Here is an 18,453-nt window from a genome sequence, read left to right on the forward strand (position 1 = left end):
TAATCGCTGCCGCTGGCGCAGTTAACCTTGGCAGTTTTTGCGGGGGCGGGCCGGAAGGGAGCGCCCTTCGTTTCAGCGCTTGCGGCGGCTTGCAACTGCGGCTTCTAAGCCGCACATCATCGCCGCGCCCGCCAAAGGGCCGGAGGCCGGGCGCTAGTTCTGGTTGCTGCGACCTGCGGCGCGCAGCGCAAGTCGAGGGGTAAGTGCGTCCGCCGCCGTCAGGCGACCATTACGCAGTTCCGCCCGCCCTTCTTGGCAAGATAGAGCGCTTCGTCCGCCCGGCGCAGGGCGCTGCGCGGATCGGCGTCCGCGAAAACGTCTGCCACGCCGGCGGAGAAGGTGACGTGGCCAATCGGCTCATGCGTGTCCCGATTGACGAGGCGGAGCGCAAACAGCGTCTCCCGCGCGCCGTCGAGGGCTTCCTTGGCCTCCAACGTATCCTTGCCGCGAAACAGCAGCACGAATTCTTCGCCGCCGTGGCGTGCCACATGGCACCGTTCGTTGGAGATGCGGGTCAGCACCTTGGCGATCATCTTCAGCACCCGGTCGCCGGTATCATGGCCGTGGGTGTCGTTGATGTGCTTGAAATGATCGATGTCGCAGAAGGCGATGCTCAGCGCCTCGTTTTCTTCGGCAGCTTTCACACATTCGCTGGTAAAGCGCGTTTCGAAGGCACGGCGGTTCGCCAATCCGGTCAGGTGATCCTGTTCTGCGTCGCGCTTCATCTGGCCCACCTGCCGGCGCAGCCGCCGGGCCTCCTTCTCGCGCGTGCCGAGCTCTTCCTCGATCATGCGGGTGCGCTCCGCCATGCACTGGGTGAGGGAGATGAGGCGGGTGACGAGATCGTCGCGATCGGCCGCGCGTTCCAGCGCGGTGGCGTGGCGTGCCAGATCGCAGCTGTAGTCGTTCGCCGCGCTGCGGGCGGCGGTGGTATGGCGCGCAAACTGCGACAGGATCGTGTCGAGTTCGGTCATCAACTGGCGGGACATTTCGATCTCCCGCACTTCCGACTGGTGCTCGGGATGATCGTCGAGCCAGCTTTGCGTCACGCTGCGGCCCGCGCTGGCGAGCTGCGCCACCTGCATCGCCAGCCGCGGCTTGCTGCCCGAAGCGACATGGAAGGCGGTGGTGAGATTGGCGGTGTTCACCTCCAGATCGTTGTCGATCAGAAAGGCGCTGATTTCCTCCAGCAGCTTCGCCGGGGAGTCCCGCCGTTCAGCAGGTGCCGCGGCTTCCGCCGGCTCGGACATGGGAGGGCGGAGCCAGCTGTGCAGCGAGCGGCGCGCCGGGGCGGCTGATGGAGATCTTGCGAACATGCTTTGCTGAACGGCATTTTTACCGAGTTTTTCAGCCGCCGCCCGGGATAAAACGCCGACGACGGCATTTTCAGCGGCCGCCTGTTAACCTTCTTGCAATTCCTCGGGGAAAGCCCCGTCACCCACGGCATCAGCGGTTTCGTAAGCGACGAATTCGCCGCTCTGGAAAGCGAGCCAGAGCGCCTGCGCGATATGATCGACCCGCAGCCGCTGCATGATCTTGGAGCGATAGATTTCTACCGTTCGCGGGCTGAGATCGAGTTCCAGTGCGATCTTCTTGTTGGAGCCCAGCCGGGCAAGCGCACCCAGCACATCGCGCTCGCGAGGGGAAAGCGGCTGCAGCCGCTTGCGGGCCAGCGAGCGGGCGTTCTGCCGGCGCACGAACGCGTCCATTCGCGCTTCGATCCTGGTTAGCATGGCGGTGAATTCAGCCACGGTGAACGGCCATGACAGATGCCCCTGCGCATCGGCCTGCATGGCCTGGACCGCCAATGTCGTGTCGTGCTTATCGGAACAGCTTATGATTGGCAGCCAATGCCCCTTCAGGGACATGTGTGCTTGGACACGCTCCACATCCCGGCCGCTCTCGATGAAGCACAGCACCACGCCGCCGCTCACCGGAACGATGTCGATTTCCTCGTAATGCTCCGCCGGTGTGATTTGCCAGCCGCTGTCGGCGAACATGCTCGTGACTGCGGCCCGGATTCGGATGCTGCCGCCGACAAAGAAAATGCTGTGAGTGCGATGCATTATACCAATACAATTGGCCCCTGCCCCCAGCAGAGCCAGTCCCCGTGAGGGCGTGTAGAGTCCTCGCCGGCTGAGTCACCAACTCGCGCAGAGGCGAAATCGGCGTGCCCCCCGGCGGTGTCGCTCCCCCCGTGGCGTTCAGCTTTTGGCCGGATCTTCGCCCATGTTGTCTGGCGCGACCGAAGGCGGGGTATATCAGGGATACCCCGTATAGAACAGGGTTTCGCGGAGATGCGGGCTTTTTGGTCCTCGTGCGGCGCTGGCGGGCGGACTATCGCCTACCGCATCAAGCCGCCTCGGCGAAGGCTTGCTGAAGATCGCGAAAATCCTGGCGGACCTCCGCCAGACGCGCGGCATCGAAATGCACCACGCAATCCAGCAGCGCCTTCCGGGCAGACCCGTAGATCTGCAGGAGTGCGGCGGCGAGCGGCGCCTTGCGGTCCACCCCCATCTCCAGCGCGGTCACGGCGGTGAGCGCACGGGTGAGAGCCTTGCTGCGATGCGTGGGCGCGTTGAAGCCATGGGCGGAAATTGCTCCGCCAAGGCCCTCGATTGCCTGCGCCAGGCAGAAAGTCACCAGATCGGCGGAACTGCCGCTGGCTACGCGCGCATCGATTTCGCTGCGGCGATAGGCTTCGTGGGGATCGTTCAGTGCCAGCATCTTACTTGCCCGCGTTCCACGCGTCGATCTGCTGTTGCAGGAACGTGAGGGTAGATTGCGAGGCGGCAATGCGCGAATCCGCGCGGGTGAAGCGGCTCGCCAGCGAAGCGCGCAGCGCTTCCTGCTTGTCGGCCACCTCTGTCAGAGCATCGGCGACATCGCTGGTCTGCGCCTGATAACGCGCGATGGAGGAGGCAAGTGAACCCGGATCCGCCGTGGATAGCGCCGATCGCTCGATGCCATAGAGCGTGCTGTAAACACCATGCAGGCCCGGTGTGAACATGGCGGCGACCCCTTCCGGGTCCGCGGCCAGCGCCCGGGAAAGCTGCGCGCTGTCCAGCGTGAATGTGCCGTCGCGTTGGGTGCTGAGCCCCAGCTCGGCCAGCGTGCGGGGCGATCCCTCGGGCGCATTGGGCATGATGACGGTGCTGGAGAGCTGGGAGAACGCCTGCCGCAGTGCGCGCGCGCCGGGATCGCGTGCCAGATCGCCGGTCAGCGCATCGGTCGCGGGCAGCAGTTCGCCCAGCACCTGGTTCAGCGCCTGCACCAGATCGCCCATCATGGTGGTGATGTTTTCGGCCGGATTGCCGAAAGTTATGGTGGTCGGCGCGCCGCTGTTGGTGCCGCTCAGCTTCAGCGCCAGGCCAGGGGCCACTTCGCCCAGATCGTTGCTGGCGCTGGTCATCTGCAGGCCGTCGAGCTTGTAGGAGGCATCGCCGGAGGTGGCGAGGAGCCGTGCAGGATCGCCGCCGGAGGAAGGGTTCCATGCGAGTGCGGCCAAACCTTCCTCGCCCGGCGTTTCGCTCGCTTCCACGATGAAGCCGTTCTGCTGGCCTTCGGCCCCTTTCAGCACGAGCTGCGCGCCGGAGGAGGTTTGCGCGACATAGGCGGTGACGCCGGGTTTCTTCGCGTTGATCGCGCTGGCAACATCGGCCAGCGTGGCGCCGCTGGGGATCTCCACGGTCACCGGCTCCTGCGCGCCGTCTGCGGTGAAGCCGGATGCGGTGGTGCTGCCGAAGCGGAAGGTGAGCGAGCCGGCCCCCACCGCCGTATCGCGCGAAGCGAAGGCGGGCGTGCTCAGCCGTTGGCCGGTGGCGAGGGTTTCGACCTCCAGAGTGTAGCTTCCCGAGCCGGCGGTGCCGAGCGGGGAGGAAACGCTCGCCACGGATGCGTTGGCGATGGCGGGCCGCGGCGAAAGGTCGCCGGTCCGCACCCGGTCACCGAGCGCGGAAACGAATTGCGACAGCACGTTCTTGATCGAGGAGGCGGAGGAAATCTGCGCCTCGAGCGTGTCGGTGCGCGTGTTGAGGCGCTCTATCCGATCCTCATACTGGGCCTTGGAAAGCTGGCTCGCCAGTGCCGACATGTCGATGCCGCTGCCGGCGCCGAGCGTGGTCGCGATCGAGGATGTGGAGGAGGTTTCCGTCATGGCCTGGAGAACGGCTTTCTGCCCGGGGGCTTAAGGGGTGATCCGGCCATCTGCGTCGAAGCGCAGTTCCACCGGAACATGAACCGTGGGGGCAAGCGGTCGTTCGCCGCGACCGAGCGAGAGCACATAGGCGAGAACGGCCGCGATGGCGGAATAGAGCTCCTCCCGGATTGTCTGGTTCTCGCGCGTGGTGAAATAGACCGAGCGGGCGAGCTGCGGATATTCCAGCATCGGCACATTATATTCGCGGGCCAGCTGCTTCATCGCCACGGCCTTGTCGCCGCGCCCCTTGGCCAGCACGATCGGCGCGCCCGCCTTGTCGGGGTCATAGACCATGGCGACGGCGAAATGGGTGGGGTTAGTGAGCACGAATTGCGCTTCGCGCATGGCGCTGGCCACGCCGCCCATGGCAATCTCGCGCTGGCGCTGGCGTCGTGCGGACTTGGCTTCGGGCGAGCCTTCGCTTTCCTTGTGCTCGTCGCGCATGTCCTGGTGGCTCATCTTGAGCCGTGTGTTGCGGCGCATCCACTGGATCGGGAAGTCGATCATTGCGATCAGCACCAGCCCCGCCGCGAGCGAGAACAGCAGCGAAATCAGCGCACCCCAGCCGGCGGTGAGCTGCTGGGAGATGTTGCCGCGGCCAAGGCCGACGATGGTGTCTAGCCAGCTGCGCCCCCAGAAGAACGCGATGGCGGCCAGTAGCGTCACCTTGAGCAGTCCCTTGCCGATCTCGATCAGGCCATTGAGGCCGAACATGCGCTTGAGGCCGGACAGCGGATTGATCCGCGAGCCCTTGAAAGCAAGGTTTTCGGCCACCCAGCGGCCATCCCCGCCGAAGCCCAGCTGGGTCAGCAGCGATACGAGCATCACCGGCACGGCGATGGTGGCGAGCGCAGGCAGGATGAAGAACATCCCCGCACGCAGCATGCTGCCCGGGTCGAAATCGTCGATCTCTCCGCGGTCGAAGGTGAAGCCGTCGCGCAGCACGCCGCTGAGATCCTGCAGCATCCACGGGCCCGCGAAGCTGAGCCAGGCGGCGCCAAGCAGGATCACCGCCGCGGTCGAAAGCTCGCGGCTGCGCAGCACGTCGCCCTTCAGGGCGGCGTCGCGTTTGCGCTTGGCAGTTGGGGCGAAGGTTTTCTCGCCGCTGGATTCGCTCATGGCGTGATCGCCTCGTCCACCTGGGTCACTGCCGTCACGGCCAGGTCTTCCAGCTGCTCATAGATCAGCGGGGCGGAGATGATCATGGCCGCAAGCCCCGCCAGCACGCCCGCAGGAAGGCCGAGCGCGAAGAGGTTGAGCGAAGGGGCGGAACGGCTCAGTACGCCGGTAAGAATCTGCACCAGCAGCAGCACGAGGGTAACGGGCAGCGCGATGCGCAGCCCCGTCTCGAACATCAGCGTGGCAAAGCCGGCGATCATCTCGAACCGCTCGGGCCCTAGCCAGGTCTGCCCCGGCGGAAAGCTGCGATAGCTTTCCATCAGCAGCGCGATCCACTGCAGATGCGCGCCGGTGAGCAGGAAGATCAGTGTCAGCACGATGGTGAAATACTGGCCGAAGGCGGTGGACTGCACCCCGCTGTTAGGGTCGACCGCCGTGGCCATGCTCATGCCCATGGAGCCGCCGATCAGTTCGGCCGCGATCAGCGGCGCGGCGAAGCTGATCTGCAGCACGAAGCCCAGCACCAGCCCGATCAGCACCTCGCCCGCCACCGCCAGCAGGCCCGCGGCGGAGAACAGGGCATCGGGAACCGGCACGGCGGGCAGCCAGGCGGCGGCGAAGATCGCCATAGCCCATGCCACCGCCGCCCGCACCGTGGCGGGCACGGAGGCCCCGCCGAAGAAGGGGGCGGCGGCCAGCGCCGCGCCGATCCGCACCATCAGGAAAACGGCATACCAGAATTGCTGCTCGACCGCGCCGAGGCCGAAATCCAGCGCATTCATTGGCCGAACCTGGCGATTTCCGTGAAGATGTCCTGCATGAAATCGCCCACCAGCGAGAGCATGGAGGCGCCGAACAGCACCAGCACCACGGCTATCGCCGCCAGCTTGGGGACGAAGGTCAGCGTCTGTTCGTTCACCGATGTCGCCGCCTGGATCAGGCCGATCACCAGGCCCACGGCCATGCTGGCCAGCAGCACGGGGGCGGCGACCAGCGCCGTCACCCACAGCATGCGATCGGTCATCGAGAAGAGGATGGAAAGCTCGTCCATGGTCCTATCCGAAGCTTGAAGCGAGCGAGCCCATCAGCAGCGCCCAGCCGTCCACGAGGACGAACAGCAGCAGCTTGAACGGCAGCGAAACGAGCATGGGCGACATCATCATCATGCCCAGCGACATCAGCACGCTGGAAACGACGAGATCGATCACCAGGAACGGCAGGAACAGCATGAAGCCGATCTGGAACGCCGTCTTCAACTCGCTGGTGACGAAGGCGGGCAGGAGGATGGAGAAGGGCACGTCGCGCTGGCTGGCGAAGCGGGGTGCCTTGGCGATGTCGGCGAACATCTGCAGGTCCGTCTCGCGCGTCTGGCGGATCATGAAGGCGTGGAACTGGGTGCCGGCGCGCTCGATCGCCTGTTCGGCGTTGATCTGTCCCGCGGAATAGGGGGCGATCGCCTGCTGGTTCACGCGCTCCAGCGTGGGCGCCATGACGAACAGCGACAGGAACAGCGACAGGCCGATCAGCACCTGGTTGGGCGGGCTCTGCTGCAGGCCCATGGCCTGGCGCAGGATCGCCAGCACCACGATGATGCGGGTGAAGCTGGTCATCATCAGGATCAGGGCCGGCAGGATCGTCAGCAGGCCCATCACCAACAGCAGCTGGAGCGAGAGGCTCAGCGGAGCGCCGCCGGCGCCGCCCAGTTCCCCGAAGGCGCGGTCCAGCGCGCCGGGCACTGCGCCCTGCGCCTGAACCTGTGCCTGTGCGGCGATGTCCTGCGCGCGGGCGAGGGCCGGCGCAGAGAGTGCCGCGAACGCGGCAGCAAGGGAGAGGAGGCGCTTCACGCTTCGCTCTCCGGCCGCGTGCGCGCAGGGGCTTCCGCAAGGCGGGTCAGCCCGTTGCGCGAAGTGGAGACGAGGATTTCGCGCCCGTGGAATTCGAGCACGGCCAGCTTCATGGTGGGCGAAAGCATGGTGGTTTCCACGATGCGGACGGCTCTCGTGCCGCCCTGCGGGCCGCCGAAGCGGTTCTGCATCCGCTGCGCCAGCTTCAGGCTGCCCCAGATCATCAGGCCGATGATGGGCAGCAGGACCAGCAGTTTGACGATGTACCAGAACATCTCGCGTCTTACTCCGCCGGGACCAGGCCGGGCATGGCGGCAGGCTGCGCCATCGCGGGGCGGGGCGGCATGGGCTGGCCGTTGGCGCCCACCAGCTCCAGGATACGCAGGCCGAAGCGGTTGCCTTCGGCCACCACTTCGCCGCGCGCGATCAGCTTGCCGTTGACCATCACGTCCAGCGGCTCGTCGACCAGGCGGTCGAGCGTCACCACGCTGTCCTCGCCCAGCGCGAGCACGTCGCGCAGCGAGATCTGCGTGCGGCCGAGCTCCACTGTGAGGCGGACATCGATGTCCTGGATCAGGCCGAAACCCTCGGCTGCCATGTTCATTGCTGTTCCTTTCCGGAAACGAGTGTCTGGGTAATCTGCAGGGCGATCCGGTCGTCCATCTCGCCCACGGTGCCGCGGGCGATCACGGCATCGCCGATGCGCAGCGGCACGCTGCGTGCGACGGCGACGGGGATCACCATGCCGGGCGCCAGCGCGGCGAGGCGCGACAGCGGAATATTCATGTCCACCAGCTGTGCCTCGACCGGCAGCGGCACATCGGCGAAGGGCTTGTCCAGCGGGCTGGCCGGCTGCCGCGCTACGCCGCGCGCGCCCTTGCCGCCCTGCGAGAGGAGGACGGGCAGGCCCTCCACATCGGTTTCGAAGCGGATGGTCCAGGGGGTGCGATCGCCGCGGTCTACTTCGAGCGTCAGCACCGCCAGATCCTCCCCTTCGGGGAAGGGGGAGAGCAGCGAGTAGCGCGAATTGCCGCCCACATTGCGCAGCGCGCAATCGCCGCCCACGGCAGCGGTGAAGGCGTCCACCAGCTTCTGTTCGATCTTGCGCGCCAGCAGCTCGGCCGATTTCGGCAGGGCGGCGGGCAGATCGTCGTCATCGATATCGCCGGTGCCGCCGAAGGTGCGGTCCAGCTCCGCCAGCACGATCCGCGCGTCGATCGAAATGAGCACGCGGTGCTTCGTGGCGCCCAGGCCCAGCAGGCTGTGCGCCGCGAGCGGCGCGGTCAGCCGGGCATAGGTGGCAGACGTGGTTGTCTCCGCCCCGCTGCAGCGGATCGTCGGCTCCTCCTCGCCGAAGAACTCGGCGAGCTGTTCCCCCAGCGAGCTCGCCAGACGCTCGCCCGCGCGGCCGAGATCGGGAACGAGCTCGGCCGGCGAGGAGCGGCGCGCGCGCAGCATCTCGCAATGGTTCGCAGCGACTGCCGCCGCGACGGGGAGGGGGGATTGCATCATTGGACGATGAAGGACCGGAAATAGACCTGATCGACGCCGCCGAAGCCCTCGCGGGCGGTCAGCACGTCATTGATTGCCTTGGTGAGGCGCTTCTGCAGCGCATCCTTGCCTTCCGGCGTGAACACTTCGTCTTCGCTGGTGTTGGCCAGCTCCACCAGGATGCGCGAACGCAGTGCCGTCTGGTGTTCCTTCAGCCACATGAGCACGCGGCCATCGCGCTGGGTGGAAGCCGCCAGGCTCACCTGCACCAGCGCATCGGAATCCTTGAGGTTCGAGGTGAAATCGTCGCCGAAGTCGTAATAGGCGGTGCGGTACTTGCTGCCGCCTTCGCCATAGACGAGCGCGACCTCTTCCTCACCTTTGCCTGCCGGCATGGCATAGGGGTCTTCCTCGCCCTTCAGCACCAGCTGCGGGCCCTTGGGCTCTTCCTTCTCGGCATGCGCGCCGCCGCCGATCACGCCCGCGGCCATCAGGCCGAAGGCACCGCCGCCGCCGGCGCCCAGCAGCACCAGCCCGAACAGCAGTTTGGTGACCAGGCCCTTGCCCTTCTTCGGTTTCTTCGTCTCTTTGTCTTCGTCGCTCATCGTATCTTCCGGGGGTTGGTGTCAGTCGGGTAGAGGTCAGGCGTAGATGCCGCCGCGAGCAGGGGCCGCGGGGGCCGGCCGGGCGGCGGCGCGGCCGCGTGGCTGGTCCTGGCCGGGCGCGCCATGGCCGGAATGGCCGCCCTGCTGGTTGCCGCGGTCGGATGTGGCGGAGCGGGCCTGCGAGCCATGGCCCTGCCCGCCGGAGGAGGCGGACTGGTCATTGCTGGCGAAGTGCCCTCGGTCGCTCGCCATGGCTGCGGCGACGGCCCGATGCGCGCCGATGTCTCGCGCGGTGATATCTACGGCCAGCGTGCCGTCGCGGCGCTGGTCGAAACGCAGCGACAACTCGCCGAACTCGCGGTGATCGATCGACAGTTCGGCCTTGGCCGGGGCGAGGATTTGGCGCGCGGCGGCAAGCCGTTCCACGATCGCGTCCAGATCCTGCTGCGGCTGGGCGGACTGCGGTGCGGCGAGATGGGCTGGAGCGGCCGGAGTGGCCGGAGCGGCGGGCCCGGCGGCGATCGAGACCTGCTCGGCGGCGGGAGCGTGGAACGGGCGGACCAGCTGCGGCAACTCGCTCTGCGCAGGAGCGCTCGCGGTGGATTTCGGGGCAGAGCCCGTACCGGCGTCCGCCTCGCTGCCGGTCTGGCCCTGCTGAGCAGCGGCGCCCTCGCCGCTGCGCTCGGCCAGCCGCAGGGTGACGGAGGGGGCGGCTTTCTCCGCCGGCTTGCTGTCGCCTTCCGTCGTGGGCCTTGCGGCGGTATCGCCTTCGGCCATCGCATCCTGCGCAAAGGGCGGGACTTTCTGCGCGGCCGCCGCGGGCGTTGCCGCCGGGGCAGGCGCAGCGGCGGCGGCAGGAGCGGGCGTTGCCGCCGCGCCGGCATCCCGCGCGGCGCTTTCCAGCCCGGCGACGGCATTGGCAATGGCGGCAGGATCGGTGAGCGCGGCGGTGCGCACCGGGGCCGCTGCCGCGGGATCGGATGCCGCCGGGGCGGTGGCGGGCAGGCCCAGCGCCAGCAGCGCGGGGTCGATCAGGCTCTGTTCCGCAGCTTCACCGCCGGTCGTTTCCTCCTCGGCGGGCGCGGTGTCGGCCGCGGGTTCCTCGTCCTTGCCGGCAACCGGCAATTTCTTGCCGGTCTGGCCGGCAGGCGGCACCGGAGTGCCGGCTTTGCCGCTGTCTGCCCGGGCAGGTGCGGCCGACTGCGCGCTCCGCGCCTGCTCATCGGCATGCCGCAGCTGGCCTGAGAAGCTGCGGCCGCTCGTGGCGGAGCCGTCGACTGCGCCGTTGGCGGCCGGCTGGCTCTTGCCGGCGGGTGCGGCGGGGAGCGAGTTCAGAAGAGAAGATACAGGGTGCATTGCCTTGCCAATCGGTTGCTTGCACCCTCAGTTATTCAAGTTCCGTGCCAGTTCTGCGCGCGGGCACGCTTTCCGGTCGCGCGAGGCGCTCCAGCATCTCGCGCGTCAGGTCGCGGCGATCGTCCTCCGCCCGGCGCAGCTTGCGTTCGGCCATGGCAAGTTCGGCCAGCCGCGCATCGGCCGCGCGGCGCGCGTCACCGGCCTGTCGCTCGGCGTTGCGGCCCAGCTCGATCATGTGGCTGGAGAGCATGCTGGCCCCGCGCAGATCGCCGCCATCCCGCGCCTGGTCGCGCTGGGCATAGACCTGCGCCAGCGTGCGCGTCCGCTCGGAAAGGCTTTCCAGCTTGCGGCGCGTGGTTTCCGCGAGATGCGCCTCCGATGCAGCCTGCATGTGTTCGGCCGAGCGGAGCCGCTCGATCAGCCGCACGCGGCGCAGGCGCTGCCGCTCACCCGTCATCGCCGATCAGCCCGTCCAGCTGCTGCAGCGCCTGATCCAGCGAAACATGTTCCCCCACCTCCTGCGACAGGAAAGCGGAAAGCTGCGGCGCCAGGGCAATGCCCCGGTCCAGCACGGCGTCGGCGCCGGGGCGATAGGCGCCCATCAGCACCAGATCGCGATTGCTCTCGTAACTGGAAATCAGCGCCCGGAAGCGGCGGGCAAGCAGCGCCTGACGCGGTGGGACGATGTCGTTCATCACGCGGCTGAGCGATGCGCCGACGTCAATCGCGGGATATTGGCCGCGCTGCGCGAGCTCCCGCGACAGCACGATATGGCCATCGAGAATGGACCGCGCGGTATCCACCACGGGGTCGTTCTGGTCATCGCCATCCGCCAGCACCGTATAGAGGCCGGTCACCGATCCGCCGCTTTCCGCCGAATTGCCCGCGCGTTCCACCAGCTTGGTGATGGTGGACAGGGCGGAAGGAGGATAGCCGCGGGCCGCGCCGGGCTCTCCCAGCAGGATGCCGATCTCCCGCGCCGCGTGGGCGATGCGGGTCAGGCTATCCTGAATCAACAGCACCTTGAGCCCGTGGGCCCGGAAATATTCCGCCAGCGACGTGGCGAACAGGGCCCCGCGCAGACGCAAATTGGCGGCATGGTCGGCGGGCACGGCCACCACCACGGTGCGCTTGCCTGCTTCGCCCTTCATGTGCCGTTCGACAAAGTCCGAGACCTCGCGCGCGCGTTCGCCGATCAGGCCAACCACCACGATATCCGCCTCGGCCCCCCGCGCGATCATGTCGATCAGCACCGATTTGCCGACGCCGGAGCCCGCCATGATGCCCACCCGCTGGCCCACGCCCACGGTGGTGAGTGCATTGAGCGCACGGATGCCGGTATCGAAAGGCAGGGTCACGCTGGCGCGATCCAGCGCGCCGCTGCGCTTGCCGCCCGATGGCCAGTCCGCCGTCGCATGGATCGGCGGGCCGCCGTCGATCGGCAGGCCTTGCCCGTCCACCGCACGGCCCAGGAACTCAGGGCCAACGGGGAGCATGCCCGGCTGGCCTTCCGGCCGCACCGGCACGCCCGGGCGCAGCAGCACGGTATCGCCCAGCATCATCATCATCGTGCGGCCATTGCGGAAGCCGATCACTTCGGCGCTCAGCGTGGTGCCCTTGCCATGATCGATGCGGCACAGGCCGCCGATCGGCACGGACAGGCCACTCGCCTCGATCAGCCCGCCGTCGCAGGCCGTCACCCGGCCGAAGCGACGGGGCGACAGGTCGACCGACAGCCCGGCAAGATCGCCGAACATGGCATCGAATTGTTTCAGCATTCGCGGAAGGTCTCGGCCAGGATGCGGCGCCACTGCGCGGGGCCATCCTCGATTCCGCCGTCGGAGGTTTCGATGCGCAGCGCACCGCGTTCCACCGAAGGGTCGGCCTCGGCCTTGAGATCTGCCGGCAGGCGATCACGCACCAGTGCCAGATCCTGCGGATGCAGCAGCACCCGCCGCTCATCCTGCGAACGCTGCAGCATCGCCACCGCGCGCTCTACCCGATTGGCCAAGCCTTCGGGATCGACCGCGAGCGGGGCGATCGCATGTTCGCACAGGGCCAGCACGGTCAGACGCAGCCGTTCGCGCATCTCGGCCGCGGTTTCCTCGTCCAGTGCGGAGAAGGCGAGTTCGATGCGGCGTTCGGCTGCCTGCCGTTCGGCGGCTTCGCGCGCGGCCTCGGCTCGCGCTTCGGCCACCCCTTCGGCATAGCCGCGCTGGAAGGCGTCCCCCAGAGGGTCCGGCACATGGGCCGCTCGGGCGTGTTGTTCCGCATGCAGCCCGGCAAAGCGCGGATCGCGCGTGAAGCTGCTCGGCCTGAACATCTGCTCCAGCGGCAGCCTAGACATACTCGTCCTCGCCGCCTTCGCCGATCACGATCAGACCTTCGGCGGCCAGCTTCCTGGCGATGGCCACGATCTTCTGCTGCGCCACCTCCACATCGGCGCGCTTGATGCGGCCGCGGGCCTCGATCTCGTCGCGCAGGCCATCGGCCGCGCGGCTGGACATAGCGGCGAAGAAGCACTCGCGCTCCTCCTCGGCGATGCCCTTCAGCGCGTCGATCAGCAATTCGCCGTCCACTTCGCGCAGCAACTGGCCCATCATCTGGGTGTCGAGCGCGAACAGATGCTCGAACTTGAACATCTCCTGCTCCAGCTCGCGGGCCAGCTGCTTGTCCAGCTTGCCCAGCGCCGGCATGATGCGCTTTTCCAGGCTGCGCGCCGAATTGTTGATGATTTCCGCGGCTTCGCGAACGCCGCCCAGCTTCAGCGACGCCTTGCCGTGGACGCGGCCGATCTTGGCGGACAGCGTCTGCTCCAGGATCTCGATCGCTTCGGGCGAGACGGGGCCCAGCCGCGCCACGCGGTGGACTACCGGCGTCTGCAGCGCTTCCGGCAGGCCCGCCAGCACGCGCGCCGCCACCATAGGGTCGAGCTGCACCAGCAGCACGGCGATGGCTTGTGGCGGTTCGTCCGCGATCAGCGGGATCAGCACTTCGGGCTGCAGCCAGCGGGCGAGATCGAGCGCGGGCGTGCGCGCCGCCTCTCCTTCCGGCACCATGCCCTTCATCAGATTGTCGGCCTTCAGGTCGCCCACCGCGCTGGTCATGATGCGGCGCACGCTGTCCAGCCGCCCGTGGGAGGAGATGCCCGACCGGCTGGCGGAGCTGGCGAAGCTGGCAATGGCATCGGTGATCGCCGCCGGGCCGATTTCGCCCAGGGCGCACATCTTGCTGCCCAGCACGCGCAGTTCCTCTGGCGAAAGGCGGCCGAGAAGCGTGGCGGCATCGTCTTCGCTCAGCAGCATCACCATCACGGCGGCGCGATCCGGGCCGCTCGGCGCGGGGATGGGGGTCATATCGGTCATCAGGCGCGCTCCGCCGATCCGGCCTGTTCGCCCAGCATCCGCCGTAGCGCTTCCAGCGCGTCATCCGGCTTTTCGCGAACGATGCGTTGGGCAAGCTCGATCTGCGAGGCGAGCTGGCCATCGCTGCCCATCGCCAGCGCGGCCGGGGCTTCCCCGCCGAATTGCGTTCCGGCGCGGGGGCCGAACTGGCTCTGCGCTGCCTGCGCCTGGACCAGCTGCGCGGTGGAAGGCTGCGCGCCCGCAGCGCTGCCGTCTCCGCCCTTGTTCTTGCCGCGGGTCAGCGCCTTCAGCGCCGGCCGCACGGCGAGCAGCAGCACCAGCAGGACGGAAATCAGCGCGACCGCGTTGCGCAGCACCGTGGCGAACCACGGCGTTTCCCAGAAGGCCGGCGCTTCCACCTCCACCGGCTGGAACGGGCGCACCACCACGGCCACGGTGTCGCCGCGCTGCTCGTCCGCGCCCACGGCGGCGGAGATCAGCTGCTTGATGTTGTCGAGATCGGCCTTCTTGATGCCTTTCACCGCATCCTGGTTCAGCGCCACCGCGACGGACAGCCGCTTGAGGCTGCCCGGGGCGATGTTGGAGACGGAGACCTCTCGCCCCAGCTCATAGGTGCGGCTGGAACTGGTGTTGTCATTGGTGGGGCCGCCCGCCGATGCGGCTTCCCGGCCCGGATTGGGGGCGCCGGCCTGGGCCTGGGCGTCGGTGGGCGGGGTGTTGGACATCACACCCGGCACGCCGCCGGCGGCAGGGGCGCTGGTGCTGGAGGATTCCTGCACCGTCTCGCGCCGCACCACGCCATCCTTGTCATAGCTTTCGCGGGCGGAGGTCACCTCGTCCATGTTCAGCTGCGCCTGGATCTCGGTGGAGAAGTTCTCCGCCCCGATCATCGGCGCCAGCAATTGCTCCACCTGCGCGCGCAGCTTTTCTTCCATGCGCGTCTGCAGGCCCAGCCGGTCGGCTTCCTCGCCTTCGGTCTGGGAGAGCAGGCGGCCGTGCTGGTCCACGATCCGCACCGCCTCGGTGGAGAGGCCGGGGACCGAGCCGGACACGAGATTGGCGATGGCCGTCACCTGCGAATCCGTCAGCTGCCGGCCGCGCGCCAGCCGCACCATCACTGATGCGCTGGGCGGAATATTGTCGCGCACGAAGACGGAGCGATCGGCCTGCGCCAGATGCACGCGCACCGCCTCCACCCCGTCGATCTCGGCGATGGTGAGGGTCAGCTCGCGCTCCTTGGCGGCGCGCAGGCGGTCGCCCTCCAGTGTGCGGCTGGCGCCCATGGGCAGCGAGTCGAGCATTTCGGCGCCGCTTTCCGGCGTGGCCAGCGCCCCGTCGGAAGCGACGAGCATGCGCGCCTTGTAAAGGTCGTCCTCGTCGACCGTCACCACGCCGGTCGAACTGTCGATCTGGTAATTGATCGCGCCCTTCTCCAGCGCAGCGACCACATTGGCCCGCTCGCTGTCACTCAGCGAGCTGTAGAGCACGCGCTGCGGCGCGGGCGCGAGCGTGGCCCAGGTGAGCGCCAGCAGTCCGATCCCGGCAGCTCCGGCGAACCAGGGCAGGGCGCGGCGGACGGCGGGCTGACCGGCAAACGCACGCAGGCGGGCCGGCATGGTGCCGCCCGCCGGATCGTTCAGCGGCTGGAGGAGCGAGCCCTGCGGCGTGGCGGGAACCAGATCGGCCATCTATCAGACCCCAATTCGCATGATTTCCTGATAGGCGAACAACAGCTTGTTCCGCACCTGCAGGGTGGCTTCGAAGGCGACGCCCGCCTCCTGGCGGGCCAGCATGACCTTGGCGATGTCGGTCGTCTCGCCGCGCTCATAGGCGCCGCTGAGCTGTTCCGCCCGCGATTGCGAGGCGTTGACCCCGTCCAGCGCGGTCTTGAGCGTGTCGGCAAAGCCGCCGCCCGGCGGCGCCTGTTCCGCAGCCTGCGGTGCGCCGCCGGCTTTGGCCTCATGCAGTTCCTTGAGCAGGCGGGAGCGGTCCAGCAATTGCTGGCGCATCTCCATGATCTGCTGAACCGAACCGGCCCCGCCGATTCCGCCGATGCTGCTCATCGCGAAGCTCCTATCGCCAGGCCTGCCTCACGGAAGGAAGCGAGCCGATAGCGCAGCGTCCGTTCGCTGATCCCCAGCTTGCGCGCCGCCTCGGTGCGGCGGCCGCCGCAGGCATCCAGCGTTTCCATGATCGCCCGCGCTTCCGAGATCTGCACGATCTTCGCCAGCTTCTCGCCGGTGCGGGGCGCTTCGGCGGCAGGCAGTGGATCGGCCGCGGCCATCGCGGACACCGCCGGCTGCGGGGCGGCCGGTGCCACCAGCCGCGCCGGGCGATCGAACACGATGTGCTCCGCCTCGATCAGGCCCTGGCCCATCGCCAGCACCAGCGCGCGGCGCATGACATTTTCCAGCTCGCGCACATTGCCCGGCCAGCCGTGCGCCTTGAGCATTTCCAGCGCTTCGTCGCTGATCCACGGACGGGGCTGGCCTTCGGGTGCGTGGCGCATCACCATCATAAAGGCGAGCGGGGCGATATCCGCCGGCCGCTCGCGCAGCGCGGGCAGCACCATGGGAAACACGTTGAGGCGATAGAACAGGTCGGCGCGGAAACGGCCTTCCTCCACCTCTTGCGGCAGGTCGCGGTTGGCGCAGGCGATGATCCGCACGTCCACCTTTACCGGCTTGGTCGCGCCGATCGGCACCACTTCGCCTTCCTGCAGCGCGCGCAGCAGCTTGGCCTGCAGCGCCAGCGGCATTTCCGCGATCTCGTCCAGCAGCAGCGTGCCGCCATCGGCCGCGCGGAAGAACCCCTCGCCCGACTGGTTGGCGCCCGTGAAGGATCCCTTCTGATGGCCGAACAGCATAGCTTCCAGCATCGTTTCGGGGATCGCGGCGCAGTTCACCGCCACGAAGGGCTTGCCGGCGCGCGGGCTGCGATTGTGAATGAAATTGGCCAGCACCTCCTTGCCGGTGCCGGTGGGCCCATTGATCAGCACGGGGATTTCGGCAGCGGCAATGCGGTCGGCCAGCGCCAGCACGGAGAGGGAGGCCGGATCGGCGGCCACCGGGGCGCGGCGCCCGCACAGCAGCGCCACCAGCGCGGCGAAGCTCGCCTCGCTGGTCGGGTCGGAATAGGTGAGGGCGAAGCTGTCGCCGTTAAGCACGAAGCCCGGCAGCGGCCCGCGAACCGCCGTCATCCGGCGTGCACGGCCATCCTGGGTCTTCCCAGCTGCATCGTCCAGCAGCATGCTGCGATTGAAGAAGAGTGAAGGTGCGACGCCCGCCAGCTTACCTGCCAAAGCAGGATGGTTAAGCTCGAAGGCTTTCGAGATTTCCAAGGAATTCATTCTAACCCCCCACGCGCTACCCCTTAGCGCCAGGCCTGAATGCGCGGGGGACGGGCAAGATATGGTTAATTTTAGCTGTTAAGTTTACCCTTACGTAGAAACACGTATGTCTGGTAATTTTCTCCACCAGAGCATTTTTGCCAGCCTTAAACTTTCCGGGGCGGTGCCGGTCTAGGGCACAGCTGCCGATCGCTACGGATCGTCCCCCCGGACCTTCCCGGCAGCGTTCGGACACTTGAGTAGGAGTTTTACAATGGCTGTCATCAACACCAATACCGGCGCGATGCGTGCGGCGAACGCTTCCGTACTCGCCAACCGCGAACTGGGCACCGCGATGGAGCGCCTGTCCACCGGCAAGCGCATCAACAGCGCGAAAGACGATGCCGCCGGCCTCGCCATCGCCAACACCATGACCTCGCAGATCCGCGGCATGAGCCAGGGCATCCGCAACGCCAATGACGGCATCTCCATGGCGCAGACCGCTGAAGGCGCGCTGTCCGAGGTGACCAACATGATGCAGCGCATCCGCGAACTGGCGGTGCAGGCGCTGAGCGGCACCTATGACTCGGGTGACAAGACGAACCTGCAGGCCGAAGTCACGCAGCTGACCGGCCAGATCACCAACATCATGTCCAGCACCACCTTCAACGGCGTGAAGCTGTTCGACGGCACCGCCGGTTCGGGCGGCACGGTGACGATCCAGGCCGGCGCCAACGCGGCGGACACGGTTTCGCTGACGTTCGGCAACCTCGGCGCCGATACGGCGGTGACGGGCGTGACTGCCGTCGACCTGACGACTGCCACCAACACCGTGCTCGCCACCATCGACACGGGCATCGACAAGATCAGCACCAGCCGCGCCACGCTGGGCGCCGGCCAGGCCCGCCTGGAATCGGCGGTGAACCAGCTGACCAACAACGTCACCAACCTGTCGGATGCGCGTTCGCGGATCGAGGACGCCGATTACTCGGCCGAAACGACCGCTCTCGCCAAGGCACAGATCCTGAGCCAGGCATCGACCGCCATGCTGGCCCAGGCCAACCAGAGCCAGTCGAACGTTCTGTCGCTGCTGCGCTGATAACAAGACACCCGTCCACTCAAGGGCCCCGCGCTCCCCACAAGGGAG

The 18,453-nt window shown here is 67.6% G+C and carries 21 protein-coding genes; 1 reads left to right on the top strand and 20 read right to left on the bottom strand.

Annotated elements, in window-relative coordinates; genetic code table 11:
* Positions 1-218: 218 nt before the first annotated feature.
* From AEB_RS06355 to AEB_RS06450, 20 genes are all read right to left on the bottom strand, one after another.
* The gene (locus AEB_RS06355) at positions 219-1,250 is read right to left on the bottom strand and encodes a GGDEF domain-containing protein (RefSeq protein WP_172593017.1); all 1,032 of its coding nucleotides are present in this window, start codon (positions 1,248-1,250) and stop codon (positions 219-221) included.
* A 150-nt stretch (positions 1,251-1,400) separates the two neighbouring features.
* Entirely contained in the window at positions 1,401-2,000 is a 600-nt protein-coding gene (locus AEB_RS06360) for a response regulator transcription factor (protein WP_172593018.1), read from the bottom strand.
* Between the two features lie 352 nt (positions 2,001-2,352).
* Entirely contained in the window at positions 2,353-2,727 is a 375-nt protein-coding gene (locus AEB_RS06365) for a flagellar export chaperone FliS (protein ID WP_119082428.1), read from the bottom strand.
* Position 2,728: 1 nt separating this feature from the next.
* Positions 2,729-4,156, bottom strand: coding sequence for a flagellar filament capping protein FliD (gene fliD, locus AEB_RS06370; protein WP_119082429.1), 1,428 nt, complete (start codon positions 4,154-4,156; stop codon positions 2,729-2,731).
* A 30-nt stretch (positions 4,157-4,186) separates the two neighbouring features.
* On the bottom strand, positions 4,187-5,317 hold the full coding sequence (locus AEB_RS06375; RefSeq protein WP_119082430.1) for an EscU/YscU/HrcU family type III secretion system export apparatus switch protein: 1,131 nt from the start codon (positions 5,315-5,317) through the stop codon (positions 4,187-4,189).
* The gene (gene fliR / locus AEB_RS06380; RefSeq protein WP_119082431.1) at positions 5,314-6,099 is read right to left on the bottom strand and encodes a flagellar biosynthetic protein FliR; all 786 of its coding nucleotides are present in this window, start codon (positions 6,097-6,099) and stop codon (positions 5,314-5,316) included. Before fliR ends, AEB_RS06375 begins: the two co-directional genes overlap by 4 nt.
* Complete coding sequence (locus AEB_RS06385; RefSeq protein ID WP_119082432.1) at positions 6,096-6,368, bottom strand: flagellar biosynthetic protein FliQ; 273 nt, start codon at positions 6,366-6,368, stop codon at positions 6,096-6,098. The genes fliR and AEB_RS06385 overlap by 4 nt, the downstream gene beginning before the upstream one ends.
* Before the next feature lie 4 nt (positions 6,369-6,372).
* Complete coding sequence (gene fliP, locus AEB_RS06390; RefSeq protein ID WP_119082433.1) at positions 6,373-7,161, bottom strand: flagellar type III secretion system pore protein FliP; 789 nt, start codon at positions 7,159-7,161, stop codon at positions 6,373-6,375.
* Positions 7,158-7,436, bottom strand: coding sequence for a flagellar biosynthetic protein FliO (locus tag AEB_RS06395; protein ID WP_119082434.1), 279 nt, complete (start codon positions 7,434-7,436; stop codon positions 7,158-7,160). The genes fliP and AEB_RS06395 overlap by 4 nt, the downstream gene beginning before the upstream one ends.
* Before the next feature lie 8 nt (positions 7,437-7,444).
* Entirely contained in the window at positions 7,445-7,765 is a 321-nt protein-coding gene (gene fliN, locus AEB_RS06400; protein WP_119082435.1) for a flagellar motor switch protein FliN, read from the bottom strand.
* The gene (locus tag AEB_RS06405) at positions 7,762-8,673 is read right to left on the bottom strand and encodes a FliM/FliN family flagellar motor C-terminal domain-containing protein (protein ID WP_145985275.1); all 912 of its coding nucleotides are present in this window, start codon (positions 8,671-8,673) and stop codon (positions 7,762-7,764) included. The genes fliN and AEB_RS06405 overlap by 4 nt, the downstream gene beginning before the upstream one ends.
* Positions 8,670-9,257 (bottom strand): flagellar basal body-associated FliL family protein, encoded by a 588-nt coding sequence (locus AEB_RS06410; RefSeq protein WP_119082437.1) that lies wholly within the window; start codon positions 9,255-9,257, stop codon positions 8,670-8,672. Before AEB_RS06410 ends, AEB_RS06405 begins: the two co-directional genes overlap by 4 nt.
* A gap of 36 nt (positions 9,258-9,293) precedes the next feature.
* Positions 9,294-10,613 (bottom strand): hypothetical protein, encoded by a 1,320-nt coding sequence (locus AEB_RS06415; RefSeq protein WP_119082438.1) that lies wholly within the window; start codon positions 10,611-10,613, stop codon positions 9,294-9,296.
* Between the two features lie 31 nt (positions 10,614-10,644).
* The gene (locus AEB_RS06420) at positions 10,645-11,070 is read right to left on the bottom strand and encodes a hypothetical protein (RefSeq protein ID WP_119082439.1); all 426 of its coding nucleotides are present in this window, start codon (positions 11,068-11,070) and stop codon (positions 10,645-10,647) included.
* Positions 11,060-12,391, bottom strand: a complete 1,332-nt coding sequence (locus AEB_RS06425; protein ID WP_119082440.1) for a FliI/YscN family ATPase — start codon at positions 12,389-12,391, stop codon at positions 11,060-11,062. Before AEB_RS06425 ends, AEB_RS06420 begins: the two co-directional genes overlap by 11 nt.
* Complete coding sequence (locus AEB_RS06430) at positions 12,385-12,960, bottom strand: FliH/SctL family protein (RefSeq protein ID WP_119082441.1); 576 nt, start codon at positions 12,958-12,960, stop codon at positions 12,385-12,387. Before AEB_RS06430 ends, AEB_RS06425 begins: the two co-directional genes overlap by 7 nt.
* Positions 12,953-13,978: a flagellar motor switch protein FliG gene (gene fliG / locus AEB_RS06435; protein ID WP_119082442.1), complete on the bottom strand. Its 1,026-nt coding sequence runs from the start codon at positions 13,976-13,978 to the stop codon at positions 12,953-12,955. The genes AEB_RS06430 and fliG overlap by 8 nt, the downstream gene beginning before the upstream one ends.
* A complete protein-coding gene (fliF, locus tag AEB_RS06440; protein ID WP_119082443.1) occupies positions 13,978-15,666 on the bottom strand; it encodes a flagellar basal-body MS-ring/collar protein FliF in 1,689 nt (562 codons plus the stop codon). The genes fliG and fliF overlap by 1 nt, the downstream gene beginning before the upstream one ends.
* A gap of 3 nt (positions 15,667-15,669) precedes the next feature.
* The gene (gene fliE / locus AEB_RS06445) at positions 15,670-16,041 is read right to left on the bottom strand and encodes a flagellar hook-basal body complex protein FliE (RefSeq protein ID WP_119082444.1); all 372 of its coding nucleotides are present in this window, start codon (positions 16,039-16,041) and stop codon (positions 15,670-15,672) included.
* Positions 16,038-17,327 carry a sigma-54 interaction domain-containing protein gene (locus AEB_RS06450; RefSeq protein ID WP_119082445.1) on the bottom strand — a complete coding sequence of 430 codons (1,290 nt, stop codon included), beginning with the start codon at positions 17,325-17,327 and terminating at the stop codon, positions 16,038-16,040. The genes fliE and AEB_RS06450 overlap by 4 nt, the downstream gene beginning before the upstream one ends.
* Positions 17,328-17,580: 253 nt before the next feature.
* On the opposite strand from AEB_RS06450, the gene AEB_RS06455 reads away from it, so the two are divergent.
* Positions 17,581-18,405 (top strand): flagellin N-terminal helical domain-containing protein, encoded by an 825-nt coding sequence (locus AEB_RS06455; RefSeq protein WP_119082446.1) that lies wholly within the window; start codon positions 17,581-17,583, stop codon positions 18,403-18,405.
* Positions 18,406-18,453 lie beyond the last annotated feature (48 nt).

It is taken from the genome of Altererythrobacter sp. B11, from assembly GCF_003569745.1.
Taxonomy (GTDB): domain Bacteria; phylum Pseudomonadota; class Alphaproteobacteria; order Sphingomonadales; family Sphingomonadaceae; genus Croceibacterium_C.

Coding starts and splice junctions, on each gene's coding strand:
- AEB_RS06385 (WP_119082432.1), bottom strand. CDS start 6,368: ATGGACGAGCTTTCCATCCTCTTCTCGATGACCGATCGCATGCTGTGG.
- fliE (WP_119082444.1), bottom strand. CDS start 16,041: ATGAGCAGCATCGGCGGAATCGGCGGGGCCGGTTCGGTTCAGCAGATC.
- AEB_RS06430 (WP_119082441.1), bottom strand. CDS start 12,960: ATGTCTAGGCTGCCGCTGGAGCAGATGTTCAGGCCGAGCAGCTTCACG.
- fliN (WP_119082435.1), bottom strand. CDS start 7,765: ATGAACATGGCAGCCGAGGGTTTCGGCCTGATCCAGGACATCGATGTC.
- fliR (WP_119082431.1), bottom strand. CDS start 6,099: ATGAATGCGCTGGATTTCGGCCTCGGCGCGGTCGAGCAGCAATTCTGG.
- AEB_RS06425 (WP_119082440.1), bottom strand. CDS start 12,391: ATGCTGAAACAATTCGATGCCATGTTCGGCGATCTTGCCGGGCTGTCG.
- fliG (WP_119082442.1), bottom strand. CDS start 13,978: ATGACCGATATGACCCCCATCCCCGCGCCGAGCGGCCCGGATCGCGCC.
- AEB_RS06420 (WP_119082439.1), bottom strand. CDS start 11,070: ATGACGGGTGAGCGGCAGCGCCTGCGCCGCGTGCGGCTGATCGAGCGG.
- AEB_RS06405 (WP_145985275.1), bottom strand. CDS start 8,673: ATGATGCAATCCCCCCTCCCCGTCGCGGCGGCAGTCGCTGCGAACCAT.
- fliD (WP_119082429.1), bottom strand. CDS start 4,156: ATGACGGAAACCTCCTCCACATCCTCGATCGCGACCACGCTCGGCGCC.
- AEB_RS06410 (WP_119082437.1), bottom strand. CDS start 9,257: ATGAGCGACGAAGACAAAGAGACGAAGAAACCGAAGAAGGGCAAGGGC.
- AEB_RS06375 (WP_119082430.1), bottom strand. CDS start 5,317: ATGAGCGAATCCAGCGGCGAGAAAACCTTCGCCCCAACTGCCAAGCGC.
- AEB_RS06395 (WP_119082434.1), bottom strand. CDS start 7,436: ATGTTCTGGTACATCGTCAAACTGCTGGTCCTGCTGCCCATCATCGGC.
- AEB_RS06415 (WP_119082438.1), bottom strand. CDS start 10,613: ATGCACCCTGTATCTTCTCTTCTGAACTCGCTCCCCGCCGCACCCGCC.
- fliF (WP_119082443.1), bottom strand. CDS start 15,666: ATGGCCGATCTGGTTCCCGCCACGCCGCAGGGCTCGCTCCTCCAGCCG.
- AEB_RS06450 (WP_119082445.1), bottom strand. CDS start 17,327: ATGAATTCCTTGGAAATCTCGAAAGCCTTCGAGCTTAACCATCCTGCT.
- AEB_RS06360 (WP_172593018.1), bottom strand. CDS start 2,000: ATGTTCGCCGACAGCGGCTGGCAAATCACACCGGCGGAGCATTACGAG.
- AEB_RS06365 (WP_119082428.1), bottom strand. CDS start 2,727: ATGCTGGCACTGAACGATCCCCACGAAGCCTATCGCCGCAGCGAAATC.
- AEB_RS06355 (WP_172593017.1), bottom strand. CDS start 1,250: ATGTCCGAGCCGGCGGAAGCCGCGGCACCTGCTGAACGGCGGGACTCC.
- AEB_RS06455 (WP_119082446.1), top strand. CDS start 17,581: ATGGCTGTCATCAACACCAATACCGGCGCGATGCGTGCGGCGAACGCT.